At 55.6% G+C, this 19,696-nt stretch carries 21 protein-coding genes and 1 other annotated feature (1 of these 22 only partly in view); of the genes, 10 read left to right on the top strand and 11 right to left on the bottom strand.

The window, feature by feature from the left end; genetic code table 11:
* Positions 1-63: a sequence feature (Thr leader region), on the bottom strand (it extends 55 nt beyond the left edge of the window).
* The 3 genes from thrL to yjjY all read right to left on the bottom strand — a co-directional run bounded on the left by thrL (position 2) and on the right by yjjY (position 1,508).
* Positions 2-70, bottom strand: coding sequence for a thr operon leader peptide (gene thrL / locus OSH03_RS13565; protein ID WP_015572623.1), 69 nt, complete (start codon positions 68-70; stop codon positions 2-4). Its footprint overlaps the feature before it by 62 nt.
* Positions 71-281: 211 nt before the next feature.
* A complete protein-coding gene (locus OSH03_RS13570; RefSeq protein WP_266179306.1) occupies positions 282-968 on the bottom strand; it encodes a tRNA/rRNA methyltransferase in 687 nt (228 codons plus the stop codon).
* A 399-nt stretch (positions 969-1,367) separates the two neighbouring features.
* Positions 1,368-1,508 carry a YjjY family protein gene (gene yjjY, locus OSH03_RS13575; RefSeq protein ID WP_085928893.1) on the bottom strand — a complete coding sequence of 47 codons (141 nt, stop codon included), beginning with the start codon at positions 1,506-1,508 and terminating at the stop codon, positions 1,368-1,370.
* Between the two features lie 95 nt (positions 1,509-1,603).
* Between yjjY and arcA the strand changes: the two genes are divergently transcribed.
* A complete protein-coding gene (gene arcA, locus OSH03_RS13580; protein ID WP_003856501.1) occupies positions 1,604-2,320 on the top strand; it encodes a two-component system response regulator ArcA in 717 nt (238 codons plus the stop codon).
* Positions 2,321-2,368: 48 nt separating this feature from the next.
* Here arcA and creA read toward each other — a convergent pair whose 3' ends face one another.
* Positions 2,369-2,839 carry a protein CreA gene (gene creA / locus OSH03_RS13585; RefSeq protein WP_266179307.1) on the bottom strand — a complete coding sequence of 157 codons (471 nt, stop codon included), beginning with the start codon at positions 2,837-2,839 and terminating at the stop codon, positions 2,369-2,371.
* Positions 2,840-3,050: 211 nt separating this feature from the next.
* Here creA and robA point away from each other — a divergent pair, with 211 nt between their 5' ends.
* On the top strand, positions 3,051-3,920 hold the full coding sequence (gene robA, locus OSH03_RS13590; protein ID WP_061099290.1) for an MDR efflux pump AcrAB transcriptional activator RobA: 870 nt from the start codon (positions 3,051-3,053) through the stop codon (positions 3,918-3,920).
* Here the strand turns inward: robA and gpmB are convergent.
* Positions 3,917-4,564, bottom strand: coding sequence for a 2,3-diphosphoglycerate-dependent phosphoglycerate mutase GpmB (gpmB, locus tag OSH03_RS13595; protein WP_008502057.1), 648 nt, complete (start codon positions 4,562-4,564; stop codon positions 3,917-3,919). The genes robA and gpmB overlap by 4 nt on opposite strands.
* Positions 4,565-4,613: 49 nt before the next feature.
* Here gpmB and yjjX point away from each other — a divergent pair, with 49 nt between their 5' ends.
* Entirely contained in the window at positions 4,614-5,129 is a 516-nt protein-coding gene (yjjX, locus tag OSH03_RS13600; RefSeq protein WP_041911281.1) for an inosine/xanthosine triphosphatase, read from the top strand.
* Here yjjX and trpR read toward each other — a convergent pair.
* Together trpR and sltY are read right to left on the bottom strand one after the other, a co-directional pair.
* Positions 5,120-5,449 carry a trp operon repressor gene (trpR, locus tag OSH03_RS13605; RefSeq protein WP_061099291.1) on the bottom strand — a complete coding sequence of 110 codons (330 nt, stop codon included), beginning with the start codon at positions 5,447-5,449 and terminating at the stop codon, positions 5,120-5,122. The genes yjjX and trpR overlap by 10 nt on opposite strands.
* 55 nt (positions 5,450-5,504) lie before the next feature.
* Positions 5,505-7,442 (bottom strand): murein transglycosylase, encoded by a 1,938-nt coding sequence (gene sltY / locus OSH03_RS13610; RefSeq protein WP_061099292.1) that lies wholly within the window; start codon positions 7,440-7,442, stop codon positions 5,505-5,507.
* A gap of 226 nt (positions 7,443-7,668) precedes the next feature.
* On the opposite strand from sltY, the gene ettA reads away from it, so the two are divergent.
* Complete coding sequence (gene ettA, locus OSH03_RS13615; protein WP_266179308.1) at positions 7,669-9,336, top strand: energy-dependent translational throttle protein EttA; 1,668 nt, start codon at positions 7,669-7,671, stop codon at positions 9,334-9,336.
* A gap of 91 nt (positions 9,337-9,427) precedes the next feature.
* Here the strand turns inward: ettA and OSH03_RS13620 are convergent, their stop codons facing one another.
* Positions 9,428-10,327, bottom strand: coding sequence for a LysR family transcriptional regulator (locus tag OSH03_RS13620; RefSeq protein WP_266179310.1), 900 nt, complete (start codon positions 10,325-10,327; stop codon positions 9,428-9,430).
* A gap of 107 nt (positions 10,328-10,434) precedes the next feature.
* Here OSH03_RS13620 and OSH03_RS13625 point away from each other — a divergent pair, with 107 nt between their 5' ends.
* Entirely contained in the window at positions 10,435-11,436 is a 1,002-nt protein-coding gene (locus OSH03_RS13625) for a zinc-binding alcohol dehydrogenase family protein (RefSeq protein ID WP_266179311.1), read from the top strand.
* Between the two features lie 99 nt (positions 11,437-11,535).
* On the opposite strand, the gene nadR is transcribed toward OSH03_RS13625, so the two are convergent.
* From nadR to serB, 3 genes are read right to left on the bottom strand one after another with little or no spacing between them, the layout of a single operon-like run.
* Positions 11,536-12,768: a multifunctional transcriptional regulator/nicotinamide-nucleotide adenylyltransferase/ribosylnicotinamide kinase NadR gene (nadR, locus tag OSH03_RS13630; RefSeq protein WP_045259507.1), complete on the bottom strand. Its 1,233-nt coding sequence runs from the start codon at positions 12,766-12,768 to the stop codon at positions 11,536-11,538.
* A gap of 35 nt (positions 12,769-12,803) precedes the next feature.
* Positions 12,804-14,189: a DNA repair protein RadA gene (gene radA, locus OSH03_RS13635; RefSeq protein WP_003856523.1), complete on the bottom strand. Its 1,386-nt coding sequence runs from the start codon at positions 14,187-14,189 to the stop codon at positions 12,804-12,806.
* An 11-nt stretch (positions 14,190-14,200) separates the two neighbouring features.
* On the bottom strand, positions 14,201-15,169 hold the full coding sequence (gene serB, locus OSH03_RS13640; RefSeq protein WP_266179312.1) for a phosphoserine phosphatase: 969 nt from the start codon (positions 15,167-15,169) through the stop codon (positions 14,201-14,203).
* A 117-nt stretch (positions 15,170-15,286) separates the two neighbouring features.
* On the opposite strand from serB, the gene OSH03_RS13645 reads away from it, so the two are divergent.
* The 5 genes from OSH03_RS13645 to OSH03_RS13665 all read left to right on the top strand — a co-directional run bounded on the left by OSH03_RS13645 (position 15,287) and on the right by OSH03_RS13665 (position 19,663).
* On the top strand, positions 15,287-15,931 hold the full coding sequence (locus OSH03_RS13645; protein ID WP_061099298.1) for a YtjB family periplasmic protein: 645 nt from the start codon (positions 15,287-15,289) through the stop codon (positions 15,929-15,931).
* A 39-nt stretch (positions 15,932-15,970) separates the two neighbouring features.
* Positions 15,971-16,987, top strand: coding sequence for a lipoate--protein ligase (lplA, locus tag OSH03_RS13650; protein ID WP_266179313.1), 1,017 nt, complete (start codon positions 15,971-15,973; stop codon positions 16,985-16,987).
* Between the two features lie 230 nt (positions 16,988-17,217).
* A complete protein-coding gene (locus OSH03_RS13655; protein ID WP_253540638.1) occupies positions 17,218-17,928 on the top strand; it encodes a DUF1120 domain-containing protein in 711 nt (236 codons plus the stop codon).
* A 244-nt stretch (positions 17,929-18,172) separates the two neighbouring features.
* Positions 18,173-18,889 (top strand): DUF1120 domain-containing protein, encoded by a 717-nt coding sequence (locus OSH03_RS13660; protein ID WP_266179314.1) that lies wholly within the window; start codon positions 18,173-18,175, stop codon positions 18,887-18,889.
* Positions 18,890-18,973: 84 nt separating this feature from the next.
* On the top strand, positions 18,974-19,663 hold the full coding sequence (locus tag OSH03_RS13665; protein WP_266179315.1) for a fimbria/pilus chaperone family protein: 690 nt from the start codon (positions 18,974-18,976) through the stop codon (positions 19,661-19,663).
* Positions 19,664-19,696 lie beyond the last annotated feature (33 nt).

A 19,696-nucleotide genomic window follows, 5' to 3' on the forward strand; every position in this document is an offset into this window, starting at 1 on the left:
GTCAGCCCGCATCGTTACCTGTGGTAATGATGATGGTTGTGGTAATGGTGGTGATGCTGATGCGTTTCATGGATGTTGTGTACTCTGTCATTATTATCTGTCTGTGCTGTATTCTTTTAGGGTTAAAGGATCGGGCACCTTAAGTCAATGAATTTTTAATTTGATCACAATTCCGCGGACGTTCACGTCACGCTGCGTGCCGTTTTATTTTCATCCGAATCCCCCAACTGCAACCCTCCACGACAGACCATTTCGCCATAGTAAAAACTTATGACAGCATTTTACTCGGCCAATTTTTTTTCAAGATCGTGCAGCAAACGGTGCAACATGGCGGTATCCCGCTGCTCAAGACGTCCAAGGCGCTGCTGAAGCCAGTCGGCCATTTTTTGATCGTCCGCAACGCCAAGGCTCGATAACAGACTCTCCACGCGAGCACGAAGCGCGGCCAGCTGATTTTCATTGGCGGCTTCAGCCTGGGGTTGGGGGATTTGCATTAGGGAAGCTAATTGATAGCAATAGACCATGACCGCCTGGCCTAAATTCAGGGAAGGATAATCGGCTACCATCGGCGCCCCGGTAAGTACGTCCGCCAGCTCAAGCTCTTCGTTGGTGAGCCCGGAATCTTCGCGACCAAATACCAGCGCGGCTTTCTCCAGCCACTGGCTTTTCTCTTCCAGCATGGGCACCAGTTCAGCAGGCGTGGCGTAGTAGTGGAACTTCGCCCGGCTGCGTGCTGTGGTGGCAACGGTAAATGAAATGTCGTGCAGCGCGTCGGCAAGCGTAGCGTAAGTCGTTATATTATCGAGAATATCCCCCGAACCGTGCGCCACCCAGCGGGCGGCAGGCTCCAGGTGCGCAGTGCTGTCCACAATACGTAAATCGGTAAAACCCATGGTCTTCATGGCACGCGCCGCAGCGCCTATATTTTCGGCTCTGGCTGGGGCGACCAGTACAATCGACAGATGCATTTATGCTCTCTTTTTAATCAGTTAGCGGGTAAAAATGTGATGCACTTCAACATATTACGCGGCACGAATTTACAAATTTGCAACACAAATCACCGAAATAGCGTTTCATAACAAATTAAAGACGCTAAACTATTTTGTGTCTGAACAATCAGTTAGAATGTTAACAGAAGCCTATTATCCCTATGTTTTATAATGATAATGGCAACATGAATACCCTATTCTGATTGGATTCGCTTCGTTTATAAATCAATCTCCGCAACTAGTTGGTTTATTGAAAAATTGTGACAAAGGCTAGCATTCGGCTACGATGATTTCATCAAACTGTTAACGTGCTACAATTGAACTTGATATATGTCAACGAAGCGTAGTTTTATTGGGTGTCTGGTGTCACTTAGCCTGTTATGTTGCTGTTAAAATGGTTAGGATGACAGCCGTTTTTGACACTGTCGGGTCCAAAGGGAAAGTACCCAAGACCAAGCTAATGATGTTGTTGACGTTGATGGAAAGTGCATCAAGAACGCAATTACGTACTTTAGTCACGTTAAGCCGATCATGTTAATTTGCGACATGTATCAGGCAGGTCAGGGACTTTTGTACTTCCTGTTTCGATTTAGTTGGCAATTTAGGTAGCAAACATGCAGACCCCGCACATTCTTATCGTTGAAGACGAGTTGGTAACACGCAACACGTTAAAGAGCATTTTCGAAGCAGAAGGCTACGATGTCTTTGAAGCGACCGATGGCGCAGAGATGCATCAGATCCTTTCTGAAAATGATATCAACCTGGTGATCATGGATATCAACCTGCCGGGCAAAAACGGTCTTCTGCTGGCGCGCGAACTGCGTGAACAGGCGAACGTCGCGTTAATGTTCCTGACGGGCCGTGATAACGAAGTTGATAAAATTCTTGGCCTGGAAATCGGTGCGGATGACTACATCACCAAACCGTTCAACCCTCGCGAGTTAACCATTCGTGCACGCAACCTGCTGTCCCGCACCATGAACCTGGGCACGGTCAGCGAAGAGCGTCGTAGCGTCGACAGCTACAAATTCAACGGCTGGGAACTTGATATCAATAGCCGTTCGCTGATTAGCCCGAACGGTGAGCAGTATAAACTGCCGCGCAGTGAATTCCGCGCGATGCTGCACTTCTGCGAAAACCCGGGCAAAATTCAGTCCCGTGCAGAGCTGCTGAAGAAAATGACCGGCCGTGAGCTGAAGCCTCATGACCGTACCGTAGACGTGACCATCCGTCGCATTCGTAAGCATTTCGAATCGACGCCTGATACGCCGGAAATCATCGCCACTATCCACGGCGAAGGGTACCGTTTCTGCGGTGATCTGCAGGAGTAATCCCGCAGTTAACGCATGAAAAAACGGCGCATTTGCGCCGTTTTTTTATTAATGCCACGGCATAATCGGCACCGCGCTGATCGCGTTTTTCGGTGACCCTTCCACCATTTTGTCGGAATACGCCAGGTAGGCCAGGGTATTGCGTTTGGCATCATAGAAACGCACCACCTGCAGCTTTTTAAATACCAGCGAGGTCCGTTTCTGGAATACCACGTCGCCCTGCGCTTTGCCGTTTTTGATTTTATCGCTCAGCTCAACCGGCCCCACCTGCTGACAGGAGATTGCCGCATCGGAAGTGTCTTCCGCCAGCCCCAGGCCGCCTTTAATACCGCCCGTCTTCGCGCGGCTGACGTAGCAGGTGACGTTTTTCACGTCCGGGTCGTCAAACGCCTCTACCACGATTTTGTGGTCCGGACCGAACATTTTGAACACGGTATCGACAGAACCAATCTGTTCCGCCTGCGCCGCACGGCCCGCTACCAACAACAGGGCAGTAAGAAGCAAAGTCTTGTATTTCATATTGTTACCATTCTTTAAAATTGCATTGAGCAATTATTCAACACGTTAGTCAAAAATGTAGCAAGATCACAGGATTAGAATATATTCACCCAAAACGAGGGAGAAAAGGCATTAATGCGCAAAAAAAACACTGAATGCTAAAACATCAAAAAATGCTATTATCCGCTAACCTGTTATCAGGCACCTGCTGTTTTAAGGATGAGGATAGTATATGGATCAGGCTGGAATTATTCGCGACCTGCTCACCTGGCTGGAAGGTCATCTCGACCAGCCTTTGTCACTGGATAATGTGGCGGCTAAAGCGGGCTATTCCAAGTGGCATCTGCAAAGGATGTTCAAGGATGTCACCGGTCATGCTATCGGGGCCTATATTCGCGCACGTCGTTTATCAAAATCTGCGGTGGCATTGCGCCTGACCGCGCGGCCAATTCTGGATATTGCCCTGCAGTACCGTTTTGATTCGCAGCAGACCTTCACCCGCGCCTTTAAAAAACAGTTCTCGTTGACGCCAGCGCTCTATCGCCGCTCGCCTGACTGGAGCTCGTTTGGTATGCGTCCGCCGCTGCGTCTGGGCGAGTTCGCGATGCCGAAATACGAAATGGTCACTCTGCCAGAAACCCATCTGATCGGTACAACCCAGAGCTACTCCTGCTCTCTGGAGCAGATTTCTGAGTTCCGTCATCAGATGCGCGTCCAGTTCTGGCGCGATTTCCTGAGCCATGCGCCGGCCATCCCGCCGATCCTGTATGGCCTCAACGAAACGCATCCAAGCCAGGAAAAAGACGACGAGCAGGAGGTGTTTTACACCACCGCCCTCACTCCAGACATGGCCAACGGCTACATTCAGGGCTCTAAATCTGTCGTACTGGAAGGCGGCGAGTATGTGATGTTCTCATACGAGGGTTTAGGAACGGGCGTCCAGGAGTTTATCCTGACCGTTTACGGGACCTGCATGCCAATGCTGAATCTGAATCGCCGTAAAGGTCAGGATATCGAGCGCTACTACCCGGCGCAGGATGCCAAACCGGAAGAAGGCCCAATCAATCTGCGTATGGAATTCTTGATTCCGATCCGTCGCTAACGCTGCAGTTCATCAAGCGCAGGGGCATCGAGATGCGAAATGTCCCCTGCCATCTCCACGACCCAACCCGACGCCAGCCATGCGCTTTCCTGGTAATCAATCCGGGAAATGGAGCAGTTGCGCAGGCGCAACCGACGCTCGGCGTAAGCCGGTAACCCCAGAATGGTGCTCACCAGGCAGCCCAGGGCGATACCGTGACTCACCAGCAGCGGACGGCTGCCTGCCGGAAGCTTGAGGCATTCCGCCAGTGCGGCATGCATACGGACGCTCAGCTCCTGCATGGATTCCCCTTCAGGGATACGGCCATCTTCGGTACCGTTCACCAGCGTGCGGCGCCAGCCCTCTTCCGTTTCCGTTAGCGTGTCAATATGGCGCTTTTCCAGCACGCCCATATCCAGCTCGCGCAGGCGCGGCTCAAGCATCACGTCGCAGCCGCAGGCGTCTGCGATGATGCGCGCCGTCTGCTGTGTGCGGCCTAAATCGCTGGTGATAACGTGGGTAATGCCCAGCGTTCTGGCACGCTCTGCCACCTGCCACGCTTGCTGCACACCCTTCTCGGTGAGAGGACTGTCTGACTGTCCTTGAATACGTCGCTCGGCGTTCCACTGCGTTTCACCGTGGCGAACAAGGTATACCTGTAACATGCTTTTTTTCCGTTATACTGCGATGAGTTTTTTTGAATCGAGCTTAATTATGCACCATGTTGTCTCTGCTACCACCAATCCTGCCAAAATTCAGGCAATTCTAAAGGCTTTTGAAGAGATTTTCGGCGAAGGATCCTGCCATATTGAGGCCATCGGCGTCGAGAGTGGCGTACCTGAACAGCCGTTTGGCAGCGAGGAAACGCGCGCTGGCGCACGAAATCGCGTGGCAAATGCCAAAGCCGCGGCCCCGAAGGCTGACTTCTGGGTCGCCATTGAAGCAGGCATCGACGAAGGCGCAACCTTTAGCTGGGTGGTGATTGAAAGCCGCGAGCAGCGCGGCGAAGCGCGCTCAGCCACCCTGCCGCTGCCGGAAATCATTCTGGAAAAAGTCCGCGCAGGTGAAGCGCTCGGGCCGGTGATGTCACAGTACACCGGCATTGATGAGATTGGGCGTAAAGAAGGGGCGATTGGCGTCTTTACGGCGGGTAAGCTCACGCGTTCAGGGGTTTACCATCAGGCGGTGATCCTGGCGCTGAGCCCGTTTCATAACGCGATTTATCGTTGATCGCCCAATAAGACTGACTCGAGCCACTGGCGCAGCTCAACCGGCGCAGACTTCAGGCTGTTCGATCCACGGGTGATCGTCGCGATGCCCGCGCCCAGCTCGTTTTTCAGCTCGCGCTGGCTCATCTCACCGCGTAATAGCTCTTCAATGATCCGCACGCGCGTGCCCAGCGCCTCTCGCTCGTCCGGCGTGAGCATCAGCTGCATCAGGGGCAGGTGCAAATCCTGCTCGTAAGACTGGCGAAGCAGCTCCACAAAACGAAGCCACTCCTGGTGACGCTGTTCGGCCATTGCCGAGGAATACGGGGAATGCTGGGTCATGTTATGCTGCCTCTTGTACTCATTAGCGAGTACAGCATAACACAACCCACGCAGATCAGTAACGTCTCTGCCACTCGGCATCGCTCATCAGGGTATCTTTCTGCCCCATGAAGTAGCGATAGTAGGCGTCATAGGCCAGCACGTTCTTCACGTAGCCGCGCGTTTCCGAGAACGGAATGCTCTCAACGAACGCCACCGCGTCAATGCGTCCAGCGCTGTTGCCAAGCCAGGTGCGCACGCGGCCCGGACCGGCGTTATACGCCGCCGACGCGAAGATGCGGTTATTGCCGAACTGCTGATAGACGTACTGCAGGTAGCTGGTACCGATGTTGATGTTGGTATCCGGATCCAACAGCTGTGACGGGCTGCTGTACCCAGGGATGTTAAACATCTTCACCGTGTGCGTAGCCGTGCCCGGCATAATCTGCATCAGACCGCTGGCCCCCACCGGGGAACGAACTTTCGGGTTCCAGGCGCTCTCCTGACGAGCAATCGCCATGGCGTAGCTTTGCGGGATATCTTTGCCGCTGGTGTAGCGGTCAAACAGATCTTTATACGCCAGCGGGAAACGCTCTTCGAGATGGTCCCACAGCTTCCCTGAAATCGTCGCCTGCACGCTCAGATCCCACCAGCGATTATCAAACGCATAGCGGGCAAGCTGCGCTTTTTCATCCGTGGTGCGGCTGGTCACCAGGTTGGCCCACTCGCTGCGCGCGGTGTTATCCATGTTCCAGTACATCAGCTCGCGAACGCGCGCCATCTCTGGCCCCTGCGTCAGCGCCGGGTTCGCATTAGCGGGCGCTTTGTCTATCCTGAGCGTGTACTCCTCGCCCAGCCGTTGCGCCGCCGCCATCGGGTAGAACCCACGCTGCTGCATCAGCGAGTGAAGAATATCTTTGGCTTCGTCTTCACGACCGCGCTCCAGCAGCAGATCCGCCTGCCAGTAGCGCCATTCGTCTTTCTCTTTGGCATCCATTGGCAAACGCGCGAGCCAGGTGTTGAGGCCACGGCGGTCGCCGGTGCCCAGCGCCATGCGCACGCGGCGTTCCACCAGCGACGTGGAGTTCGAACGCATAATGGCATCGTCTCGCCAGCGGGCCTGTTCGTCGGTCACGTCCGTGCCCATCAGTCGCCAGGCCACGATGTCGCGCAGCTCCTGGGTTTGATCTTCATTCAGCTGCTGCGCCTGCACCAGCTGCGGGATCATCAGCCGCGCGTTTTCGACATCGTCACGCGCCACGCTGGCAAAAGCCACCGCCGCCATCTGGCGGGTAAAATCGGTCGAGCCCGTGCTGCGGGCAAAGGTCAGGACGCTGTTCGGATCGTTTGCCAGCGCGATAACCGCCGAGGAGATCGTCTGGTAATCGGACGGCATCTGCCCTGCCAGCGCGGTCACCAGACGCGTGTTGCCGGCTTTCATTGCCAGGCGGATGCGCTCAAGGTAGGCCAGCGGATCCTGCTTGCCGGAAGCGCGCCATGCGCCGAACAGGGAATCACAGGCGTTCGGCTGGCTTTTGCCGGTCAGCCACAGATCTTTCGCTCCGGCCCAGGCCTCTTCCTGCTGTCCGGTCGCCCATTTCGCATAGTAGTAATTACACTGCGCTTCGGTGGTATTCGGCTTGTCGGGGCTAAACGCCAGCAGACCGCGCCAGTCTTCACGCCGCGCCAGCTCATTCACAAAACGAGACTGGAGATTTCGGGCAGGCGGCAGGGTCGGGTTCGCCTGAATGAAATTATTCACGGTGACGGTCGGCTGGTTCATCAGATCGTCGGTAATCTGGCGATACTCCAGGTACGGATACAGCGGATAATCCTTCAGCGTCGGCATCAGCGCCTGGACGGTATCCATCTGCTTGTTGTCCCACGCCTGTTTAATCTGGGCGTAGCGGTTACGTTGTTCATCCAGTGAATCGGCATGCACCGCCTGGCTTACCGCCATTACGCATACGCTGGCAGCCAGCAGACGCCAGACCACCCGTTTGGCTTTTTCCACAAGCTCTTCCTCATTGTTTTTTCGTCAATTGCAGCGTCTTGCCACGTCAAAGTCACAACAACTTATGCTAACCAGGCATCCTGCAACGCGCCACGTCATGGACACTTTTTTACCTTTCTTGCGCGTTTTAACACTCCCGATGTTCCTGGCTGGGATTAGGGCGTGAAAAAGGCTACACTTCGAGGCTGAAATTCCTTCTCATTACGATAAAAGAGGCGAAGTCCACGTGGCTCAATTCGTTTATACCATGCATCGTGTCGGCAAAGTTGTCCCGCCGAAACGTCATATTCTTAAAAATATCTCGCTGAGCTTCTTCCCGGGCGCAAAAATCGGTGTCCTGGGTCTCAACGGTGCCGGTAAGTCCACCCTGCTGCGCATCATGGCCGGCATCGATACAGACATCGAAGGTGAAGCCCGTCCGCAGCCAGGCATCAAGATCGGCTACCTGCCGCAGGAACCTCAGCTGAACCCGGAACACACCGTGCGTGAATCCGTTGAAGAAGCGGTATCCGAAGTGGTTAACGCGCTGAAAGGTCTGGATGAAGTGTATGCCAAATACGCCGAGCCGGATGCGGACTTCGACAAACTGGCCGCTCAGCAGGGCAAATATGAAGAGATTATCCAGGCGCACGACGGTCACAACCTGAACGTGCAGCTGGAGCGCGCGGCGGATGCCCTGCGTCTGCCGGACTGGGATGCGAAAATCGCGAATCTCTCCGGTGGTGAGCGCCGCCGCGTGGCGCTGTGCCGCCTGCTGCTGGAAAAGCCAGACATGCTGCTGCTCGACGAACCTACCAACCACCTGGATGCGGAATCCGTGGCTTGGCTGGAGCGCTTCCTGCACGACTTCGAAGGCACCGTGGTGGCAATTACCCACGACCGTTACTTCCTCGACAACGTCGCAGGCTGGATCCTGGAGCTGGACCGCGGTGAAGGTATTCCGTGGGAAGGTAACTACTCCTCCTGGCTGGAGCAGAAAGATCAGCGTCTGGCGCAGGAAGCTTCTCAGGAAGCGGCCCGCCGTAAGTCTATCGAGAAAGAGCTGGAGTGGGTGCGTCAGGGCGCGAAAGGCCGTCAGTCCAAGGGCAAAGCCCGTCTGGTACGCTTTGAAGAGCTGAACAACACCGAATACCAGAAACGTAACGAAACCAACGAACTGTTTATTCCACCTGGAGCGCGTCTGGGGGATAAAGTGGTTGAAGTCAGCAACCTGCGTAAGTCCTACGGCGACCGTGTGCTGATCGACGACCTGAGCTTCTCCGTACCGAAAGGCGCTATCGTCGGCATCATCGGTCCGAACGGCGCGGGTAAATCCACCCTGTTCCGCATGATGTCCGGTCAGGAGCAGCCTGACAGCGGCTCTATCACCCTGGGTGAGACCGTGAAGCTGGCGTCCGTTGACCAGTTCCGTGATGCGATGGACAACAGCAAAACCGTGTGGGAAGAAGTCTCCGGCGGCCTGGATATCATGCGTATCGGCAACACCGAGATGCCAAGCCGCGCCTACGTTGGCCGCTTTAACTTCAAGGGCACCGACCAGGGCAAACGCGTGGGCGAGCTGTCCGGCGGCGAGCGCGGTCGTCTGCACCTGGCGAAGCTGCTGCAGGTGGGCGGTAACGTTCTGCTGCTCGATGAACCAACCAACGACCTGGACATTGAAACCCTGCGCGCGCTGGAAAACGCCCTGCTGGAGTTCCCGGGCTGCGCGATGGTTATCTCGCACGACCGCTGGTTCCTGGACCGTATCGCGACCCACATCCTGGACTACCAGGACGAAGGTAAAGTGGAGTTCTTCGAAGGTAACTTCACCGAATACGAAGAGTACAAAAAACGCACGCTGGGCGCAGACGCGCTGGAGCCGAAGCGTATTAAGTACAAGCGTATTGCGAAATAAAAGCAAAACGGCAACCTCGGTTGCCGTGTTTTATGTTTGTCCTCTCTCCCCGTGGGAGAGGGCCAGGGTGAGGGCATCAGGCCGCACATAATCACCCTCCCACGTAATACCGCTTCCCCTCATCAAACTGCATCGCAAACTCGATATAGCTCATCAGCGCAGGCGAATTCAGCTTACGGCTCGGATAGGCCAGCCAGAGATCGTTACCTTCAACGCTCCACTCCGGCAGCACCTGAACCAGCGCCCCTTTTTCGATCTTATCTTCCAGCAGAAATGCGGGTAACAGCGTGATCCCCGCCCCGGCAATCGCGCATTCGCGGGCGTACACCAGGTTATCGGTCATATGGGCGTTATCCGGCAAGTAGCGGTAATCCTCACCCTCGCTTCGCAGCAGCCACTCCGACCACGCCCGGTGCGTAATGCAGCGGTGATCCACCAGCTGACGGGGATGGATTAACGGCTCCCGACGCGCCAGATAGTCCGGCGAGGCCAGCATGTAGCGCGGGCAGTGTCCGATCATTCTGCCAATCAGAGAGGAGTCCTGCGGCTTGCCGGTGCGCAGCGCCACGTCAAAACCGGACTCAACCAGATCCACCACGTCGTCAGAGATTGACACGTCCAGCGAAACGTCTGGATAGCGAAGCTGGAACTCGGCGTTCATATGCGCCAGCAGCGTCGCGCCAATGCCCGCTGGACAGGTTATCCGCAGACGCCCGCTCGGGTTTTCGCGCAGCCGCTGAATGGCATACTCTGCACGCTCGCTGGCCGCCAGCATCTCGCGACAGTGCACCAGATAGTGCTCGCCCGCAAACGTCAGGCTGATCCTGCGCGTGGTGCGGTTTAGCAGGCGGATCCCCACCTGCTGCTCCAGCTGGCTAATTCGCTGGCTAACGCTGGATTTCGGCAGTTCGGCCTTCTGCGCCGCCGCGGTAAAGCTGCCCATCTCCGCCACCAGCGCGAACAGCGCCATATCCTGAAGCTGCTTAAACATGATTGTTCACCCTTTACGAACGCTGAGTTCATGATTGTCCATCTTATCATGCAGCTGGCCACTTTATAGACTAGCCTCAACAAAACGCATTCCATGAGGAGCACACCATGTCTGTTAAAGCCATTGCCGTTAACCCAGAAAATCCTTCCAGCTTCATTGAAATCACCCCGCCGATGCCGACCCCTGGTGAACACGATCTGCTGGTAGAGGTGAAAGCCGTATCTATTAACCCGGTTGATACCAAAGTGCATGCAGGCATCGCCAAAAATGGGCTGAACGAGCCGCGAATTCTGGGGTGGGATGCCAGCGGGGTCGTCAAAGCCGTGGGGGCTGGCGTGACCGGCTTCAAACCGGGTGACGAGGTGTGGTACGCGGGCGACATCACCCGCCCGGGCAGCAATACCACGCATCAGCTTATAGATGCGCGCATTGTCGGGCACAAGCCTGCCAGCCTCGGCTGGGCGGCTGCCGCTGCATTGCCCTTAACCGCGCTCACCGCGTGGGAAGGCCTGTTTGAAAGGCTGAACATTCAGAATGCCGACGCGGACAAAACGCTGCTGATCATAGGCGGCGCGGGCGGCGTGGGATCGCTGGCGATCCCCTTTGCGAAGCACAAGAGCAAGGTGAAGATTATTGCAACCGCTTCACGAGAAGATTCCGCCCGGTGGTGCCGCGATCGTGGGGCTGACGCGGTGGTGAACTACCGCGATCTGAAAGGCGAGCTGGCAAAACAGGACATCACCTTTGTGGATTACATTTTCATCCTCAACGACACCGACGGGCACTGGGATGCGGTCAGCGAACTGATTGCGCCGCAGGGGCATATCTGTTCCATCGTTGAGAATGAACATCCATTGAACCAGGACAAGCTGAAATCGAAATCTGCCGCCCTGCACTGGGAATTTATGTACACCCGCAGCATGTACCAGACGGCGGATATGGCGCGTCAGGGTGAGATCTTAGACGAGGTGGCGAAGCTAATAGATAACGGCGTGGTCGAAAGCTCGCTTAGCGAAACGCTACACGGACTGAGTGTGGAAAGCATTACCGAGGCGCACCGTAAAGTGCTGGAGGGGCATATGCGAGGGAAACTGGTGGTTGAGTTTTGAGTGGTTTGTTCCCCCTCACCCCGGCCCTCTCCCCAAAGGGGCGAGGGTGTAATCGTTCCCTCTCCCCTCTGGGGAGAGGGTTAGGGTGAGGGGCAAGTGTTAACCCTGCTCCCCCATCATCTCCTTCACCAGCTCGACGCAGCGCAGGAAGCGGGTGTCGTAATCCGACTCTTCCACATGCACAAACTCAACGTTGTTCTCATTGAGCATCTCCACCAGCATGGTCTGGAACTCTCTCCTGTCCACCGAGCTGCCGAGGCTGCGCATGCCGTCCGCTACCCACGGCGTGTTGTTTTCCAGCAGGATCACCAGGTCAAAGCGGTATTCGTCAATCAGCGCCTGCACGAAAGGGTGCTCGCGCCCCTCGTACTTTTTACAGAACGCCTGGGTGGTGACGAAATCGGTATCGATAAACGCCACTTTGTTGGCATATTTCACCGCAAAATCAATATACTGGGCGTGTCCGAGGGCAATTTTATCGTAGTCAGAATACTGCAACGCCATCTCGTCGCCGCCGAGGTGAGAGAAGACGTAATCGCGTCCATACTCCCACGCGCTGGTGGTGTTGAAGATGTTCGCCAGCTTGTTGACCAGCGTTGATTTACCGCTCGACTCGCCGCCCAGAATAGCCACCGTGCGCACGAAGAACGGCTTCACTTCGGTCGGGATATAATCCCAGTAGCGGAACGGGTTCTCGCGGATCTGCGCCCCGCTGATGTTCATGAAGGTGCGTTTCGGATCGATCAGCACCGTCTCGATGCCCAGATGCTCGCGGAACTGCGGCGCGTCGGACTCTTCAGAGGTGTAGATCCAGTTAGGGGTAATGCCCTTCTCTTCCATAAACGCTTTGATGCCGTTGCTCCACACGTCCCAGCCGTGCGGGTACGGCTCCATACCCTCTTCGTTAAAGGCATGAATGCGAATGTTTTTCTGGTACTTAAAGGTCTGCAGCAGCCAGCGCAGGCGGTCCGGCACGGTGGGCTGCTGCGACATGGCGCTGTCTTCAAACAGCTGGCGATCGCGGGTTTCATCGTAACCCATGATGATGTGCAGTTCGTCCACCTGGCTACAGGCGCGCTGAATAAGATAGATATGCCCGGTATGCAGCGGGTAAAACTTGCCGAACACCACGCCGATGTTCTTTTGCATACGCGGGAATTCGAGCCCCAGAAAACGGTGCAGCGCTTCGAGCTTCTGCGCGCTGGGGCTTTTGATTTTGGCGTTCAGCAGTTGGCTCAGGTAGCCTTTGGTCATGCCGCTGGCGTCAGCCACCTGCTGCAGCGTGCAGCCCTTCTGACGAATGGCGGTTTTGATGTAGTCAAATGATGACATAAATTACGGTGCCTCCTGCAAAATCGAATACGTAATTATAAGTCGTCAAAGACATTTAACGCATCTGCGAGTTTCTTAACGCCAAAGACCTGCATCCCTTCCGGGATTTTTTTCGGCACGTTAGCTGCCGGAACGATAGCCCGGCGGAAGCCGTGTTTTGCCGCCTCGGAGATGCGCTCCTGGCCGCTCGGCACCGGACGGATTTCCCCGGCCAGACCCACTTCGCCAAACACAACCAGATCCTGCGGCAGCGGCCTGTCGCGCAGGCTGGAGACCATCGCCAGCAGCAGCGCCAGGTCTGCGCTGGTCTCAGTGACTTTCACCCCGCCAACCACGTTGACGAACACATCCTGATCCGCCATCTGCAGGCCGCCGTGACGGTGCAGCACCGCCAGCAGGATCGCCAGTCGGTTCTGCTCCAGACCGACCGCCACGCGCCGCGGGTTGCCCATCATCGAGTGATCCACCAGCGCCTGAATTTCGACGAGCAGCGGACGCGTCCCTTCCCACAGTACCATTACCGAACTGCCGGAGGTGATCTCATCGCCGCGGCTCAGGAAGATGGCCGACGGGTTGCTGACCTCGCGCAGCCCCTGCTCGGTCATGGCAAACACGCCCAGTTCGTTCACCGCCCCAAAGCGGTTCTTGTGGCTGCGCAGGGTGCGGAAGCGGGAATCCGCGTCGCCGTCGAGCATCACGGAGCAGTCGATACAGTGTTCGAGCACCTTCGGTCCCGCCAGCGAGCCGTCTTTGGTCACGTGGCCGACCATCACAATCGCCACGCCGCGCGTTTTGGCAAAGCGCGTCAGGTAAGCGGCGGTTTCACGCACCTGCGCCACGCTGCCCGGCGAGGACTGAATGTCCGCCATGTGCATCACCTGGATGGAGTCGATCACCATCAGCTTCGGCTGCTCTTCTTCGGCGATCATGCAGATCTGCTCGATGCTGGTTTCCGACAGCATGTTCAGGTTGCCCGTCGGCAGGCCAAGACGGTGCGCGCGCATCGCCACCTGCTGGAGTGACTCTTCCCCCGTGACGTAGAGGGTTTTCATCTGCTCGGCGAGCTTGCAAAGCGTTTGCAGCAGCAGGGTCGATTTCCCCGCGCCGGGGTTACCGCCGATCAGGATCGCGCTGCCCGGCACCACGCCGCCGCCGAGCACGCGGTCAAACTCCTTGAAGCCGGTGGAAAAGCGCGGCAGCGCTTCCAGGCTGATATCAGAAAGTTTTTGGACCTTCGACACGCCTGCATTGCCCGCATAGCCACTCAGGCGCTCATTGCGGGCCACGCTCGGCGAAGCCGCCACACCACGCACTTCGGTGATGGTGTTCCATGCATGACAGGCGCTGCATTGCCCCTGCCAGCGCGGATAATCCGCACCACATTCATTACAGACAAATGCGCGTTTTGGAGCTTTCGCCACGGTTTACCTCGTTATTTCTGATTAAGGCTGCCGGAGAGAATGCAGAACACCCCCATCAGGTCAGCGTGACGGATAGTGACTTCCGTCTTTTCATTCACTTTTGGTTTGGCATGGTAGGCAATGCCAAGGCCAGCAACTTTGATCATCGGCAGATCGTTTGCGCCATCGCCAATGCCGACGGTCTGTTCGACCGGGATCTCATACTTTTCCGCCAGGCGTGTCAGGGTGTTGGCTTTGTACTGGGCATCCACGATGTCGCCTATGACCTGGCCGGTCAGCTTGCCGTCCATGATTTCCAGCTCGTTAGCCACCACTGTGGTCAGATGCAGTTTCTCGCGCAGATAATCCGCGAAGAAGGTGAAGCCGCCGGAGGCGATTGCCACTTTCCAGCCGAGGGACTGGAGCTTCAGCACCAGCTGCGTCAGCCCCGGCATCAGCGGCAGCACGTCGCGCACCTGGCGCAGGATGTTGGCATCAGCCCCTTTCAGGGTCGCCACGCGCTGGCGCAGGCTGGCGGTGAAGTCCAGCTCGCCGCGCATCGCGCGCTCGGTGACTTCCGCCACCAGCTCGCCGCTGCCTGCCAGTTTAGCAATCTCGTCAATACATTCGATCTGGATAGCGGTGGAGTCCATGTCCATCACCAGCAGACCAGGCGTTTTCAGGTGCGGAATTTTGCCGAGAGGCGCAACGTCCAGCCCGGCGTCATGCGCCAGACGCATTGCGCGCTGCGTCAGGGAACCCGCCAGGCGGATGACCTGGTAATCTTCCACGCACCAGGCCGCGACGATGACCATCGCCGCCCCCAGCCGCGCTTGATACTGGGTCAGGCGTTGCTTATCCAGGCCGCGTCCGTACAGCAGCCAGCCGCTACGGCCAGCGTGGTAATCCAGAGGCATCACCTCATCGCCACTTAACGAGAGCGGCAATCCTGGCCATAAAGAGACATCCGTTGGCAGGTCACACCAGGTAATGTTCGGCATTAAAGCTCCTGTAAATTCGTTCGCGCCGGAAGGTTCCAGAGGGAAAATAACGCATGAGGCTACCCTGTAACCATCACTTCTGGCAACATTAAGCCCTAAATTTTCAGCAGGTGGAATATGGCTCGCGCAAAACTGAAATTCCGGCTTCATCGCGCCGTGATTGTCCTTTCCTGTCTCGCACTGTTAGTGGCGTTGATGCAGGGGGCATCGTGGTTTAGTCAGAACCATCAGCGGCAGCGCAACCCGCAGTTTGAAGAGCTGGCCCGCACGCTGGCGCGTCAGGTGACGCTTAACGTTGCGCCCCTGATGCGCACCGAGACGCCGGACGATAAGCGGATAGGCCAGGTCTTACGTCAGCTCACGGAAAACAGCCGCATTCTGGATGCGGGCGTGTACGATGAAAAAGGTGACCTGATTGCCCGCGCCGGTGAGCACGTCGACGTGCGCGACAGGCTGGCGCTGGACGGCAAAAAAGCCGGTGGCTACTTCAACCAGCAGATCGTCGAACCTGTTCAGGGCAAAAACGGCCCGCTGGGCTATCTGCGCCTGACGCTGGATACTCACACCCTGCCGACCGAAGCCAAGCAGGTGGATAACACCACCAATATTCTGCGCCTGATGCTGTTGCTCTCGCTGGCGATTGGCGTCGTGCTGGCGCGCACGTTGCTGCAGGGCAAGCGCACCCGCTGGCAGCAGTCGCCGTTCCTGCTGACCGCCAGCAGGTCGGTTCCCGAAGACGAAGAGAGCGAGAAGAAGGAATAGTGATAAAGTAGGCGAACGATTCGGAAAAGGAACTCTGCCATGACGACGTTACGCCTGCTTATCTCTGACTCCTACGATCCCTGGTTTAATCTCGCGGTGGAAGAGTGCATCTTCCGCCAGATGCCCGCCACCCAGCGCGTGCTGTTTCTCTGGCGCAACGCCGATACGGTGGTCATTGGCCGCGCGCAAAACCCGTGGAAAGAGTGCAATACGCGGCGTATGGAAGAGGACAACGTCCGTCTGGCGCGCCGCAGCAGCGGCGGCGGCGCGGTGTTTCACGATCTGGGCAATACCTGCTTTACCTTTATGGCGGGCAAACCTGAATACGACAAAACCATCTCCACCTCGATTGTGCTCAACGCGCTGAATTCGCTCGGCGTAACGGCGGAGGCGTCCGGACGGAACGACCTGGTGGTGAAAACCCCCGAGGGCGACCGAAAGGTCTCCGGCTCCGCCTACCGCGAAACCATGGATCGCGGGTTCCACCACGGCACCCTGCTGCTGAACGCCGATCTCAGCCGTCTCGCTAACTACCTGAACCCGGACAAGAAAAAGCTGCAGGCCAAAGGGATCACCTCCGTGCGTGGACGCGTGGCGAATCTGGTGGAGCTGCTGCCGGGGATTACGCACGAGCAGATTTGCGAGGCGATCCGTGTAGCGTTCTTTGAACATTACGGCGAGCGCGTGGATGCGGAAGTGATTTCGCCGGATAAGACCCCGGATCTGCCCAACTTCGCCGAAACCTTTGCCCGCCAGAGCAGCTGGGAGTGGAACTTCGGCCAGGCACCGGCGTTTTCTCACCTGCTGGACGAACGTTTTACCTGGGGCGGCGTGGAGCTGCATTTTGACGTCGAGAAAGGCCATATCACCCGCACGCAGGTGTTTACGGACAGCCTGAATCCGGCACCGTTAGAGGCGCTGGCGGCTCGCTTGCAGGGCTGTTTGTATCGGGCGGATATGCTGCAGCAGGAGTGCGACGCGTTAATTGGCGATTTTCCCGGGCAGGAAAAAGAATTACGGGAATTATCGGCGTGGATTGCGCAGGCAGTGAAGTAATTATATTTGCAGGCGGTAATAGTCTACCGCCTTTTTTCATTTCGCCGCTCAAAATGTAAATACATTCATAAATGTATTTACAGCCTTTAATAAAACTCAAAACAAAGATTAGAAATTCTCATTGCGGAAATAACAACAACCCTTAATAGAATTCGTGCACTTGCAGACACGCAAGTTAATGACTTCTCGATAATTTATACAATTTATCTATTATTGGTTAAGGAATAACAATGAAAAAAATTCTTCTCGCAACGCTAATTGCCATGGCCTCGTCGGCAGCCCTGGCAGACTCCAGCGTGGTAATGAAAGTTCAGGGCAAAATGAACAACCCCTCATGTACGCCGCAGTTAAGCAACGGCGGATCAATTGATTTCGGAACGATTGCTCTCGACCAGCTGTCTCCTACCCAGACCAACCAGATGGGCCACAAAGACATGTCTCTGACCATTAACTGCCCGTCAGCGACAAAAGTAGCGTGGAGTATTGCGGATAATAAAGAAGACTCTAATGCGGCTAACGACCTGAGCTCTAGCGAGTTTTACATTCGCGATGCCAAAGACAACGGCGGTGATGTGTTTGGTGCAGGGACAACGTACGGCGTGGGCACCACGGCGGCAGGCGATAAAATCGGAGCGTATGCCATCAGCACCCGCATCAACGACATCACCGCCAACGGTATGCCGGTTCAGGCTATTTATGCACCGGCCTACACCAACAGCAACGGCGAATATATGTGGCGTAACCTGAGTTCAGGCGTGATTGCTAACGGTAACGCCGAAATTCAGACCGTCACCAAACCGGGTTATAACTCCCCGCTGGCCATCACCAACGTGGTCTTCCCATTCAAAGTTTCGCTGGCAATCGTCAATACCGACCGTCTGACCACTACCGACGAAGCACAGCTGAGCGGTGAAACAACTATCACTCTGGTTTATCTCTAAGAGTAACAAGCATTGTATTTAACGGCGGATCTTTCCGCCGTTTCTTTATTATTACATGTAGCCAGAAGCGTTAATACAAACATGAATTAATCTCAAAATCGGTGTAAGAAAAACTAATTATTTAATTACATCAATCATTACTAGAATCGGCAGCGCTTGTAAATCTGATACTTATCAATCAGCAAGCTGTAATTAGATTAAAAAAATCTCCGTTTTTCGTTCTTTATATGGTTAAGGAAAAACAATGAAAAAGCTTCTTCTTGCTACCGTTTTATCCATGGCGGTGACCGCCGTGTATGCTGAACCAACCGCGATGCTGAAAGTTCAGGGTACGCTGACCAGCGCTGGCTGCGTGCCGGAAATCACCAATGGCGGACTGGCAGATTTCGGTGAAGTGGGTCTGGATTCTCTCTCTTCCAGCGTGGCGTACCAGGCGGGTCATAAAGATGTCACTCTGACTATTAAATGCCAGTCCGCTACACGTGTTGGCTGGACCATCAAAGACGACCGCGCGGATTCCAACGCAGGTGCCAATAAGTCTTCAAGCGAGTTCCATGTGGACAACGGCACTGCCAGCGGCTCACAGGCATATGGTTCATATCAGCTTAACGGTGTAGGTAAAACCAGCGCGGGTGAAAACATCGGTGGTTATTCCGTCTCAACTTATATGAATGCGGTTACCGCTGACGGTGCAACTGCTCAGCCTATCGCAGCATCCATGTACACTGGCGGCACCATCAGCAGCAGAAGTTGGGTAAACCTATGGACTAGCGGCATCATCATGAATGATGGAACCGACGTGATGACCGTGTCTAAAACCGGTGAACGTGCTCCACTGGCATTCACCACTGCGGCATTCCCGCTGAAAATCGCGCTGGCGATTGCGCCAAGCCAAAACCTGACGCTGACTGACAAGACCGACCTCGACGGCCAGTCCACCATTACGCTGGTGTATCTGTAATTCAGACGCCCCATCCGAAACTCTCCATGGAAATGGAGAGTTTTAATTCATTTTCATAACGCATATAAAATCATGACCAGAATAATGAAAAACCCCTTTCTCTTTTCCATTCTTGCGCTCGCCGTCCCAACCACACTGTTCGCTGCTGGCATGGTGCCTGAAACCACCCTGCTGATGATTGATGAAGCAAACCACGGCGGCGTAATGAGCGTGAAAAATACCGACGCCACTCCGGCGCTGCTCTACACCTCCATCAATGATATTGAAGGAGACAACGGGGTGAAGCTCAACGTGACGCAGCCTGTTGTACGACTTGAACCGGGTCAGGAACAGCAGGTCCGTTTTATTCTTGAAACCACAGAACCCCTTACCGTTGAGCACTATAAGCGCGTGGTATTTGAGGGTATTCCTCCCAGGAGCAAAGATAAAAACGTCAAAGTTGGTATTAACCTCCGTCAGGACCTGCCGGTACTGATCCATCCGAAAAACCTGCCGGTTGTCACAGATGCCTGGAAACTGCTGACCTGGAAAGTAGAAGGGAAAGAGGTGCAGGTGCGTAATACTTCGGCCTACGTGGTGCGCTTCTCTACCGCCATTACGCTGCTGCCGTCGCAAACCGCGGGGCTGGTCAACAAGACCTTTATCCTGCCGGGCGAAACGATGAAAGTGCAAACGGACAAGCCGATTGCAGGTACCGATAACGCCGTGAAGTTCAGCCCTGCAAGCCGCTATGGGATTGAGGTGGACGACTACACCGCCCCTCTCACCCGCTGATACGTCAGGGATGCAGCAGTGATGGAGCACTCT

The organism is Enterobacter nematophilus (assembly GCF_026344075.1).
In the GTDB taxonomy this organism is placed as follows: domain Bacteria; phylum Pseudomonadota; class Gammaproteobacteria; order Enterobacterales; family Enterobacteriaceae; genus Enterobacter; species Enterobacter nematophilus.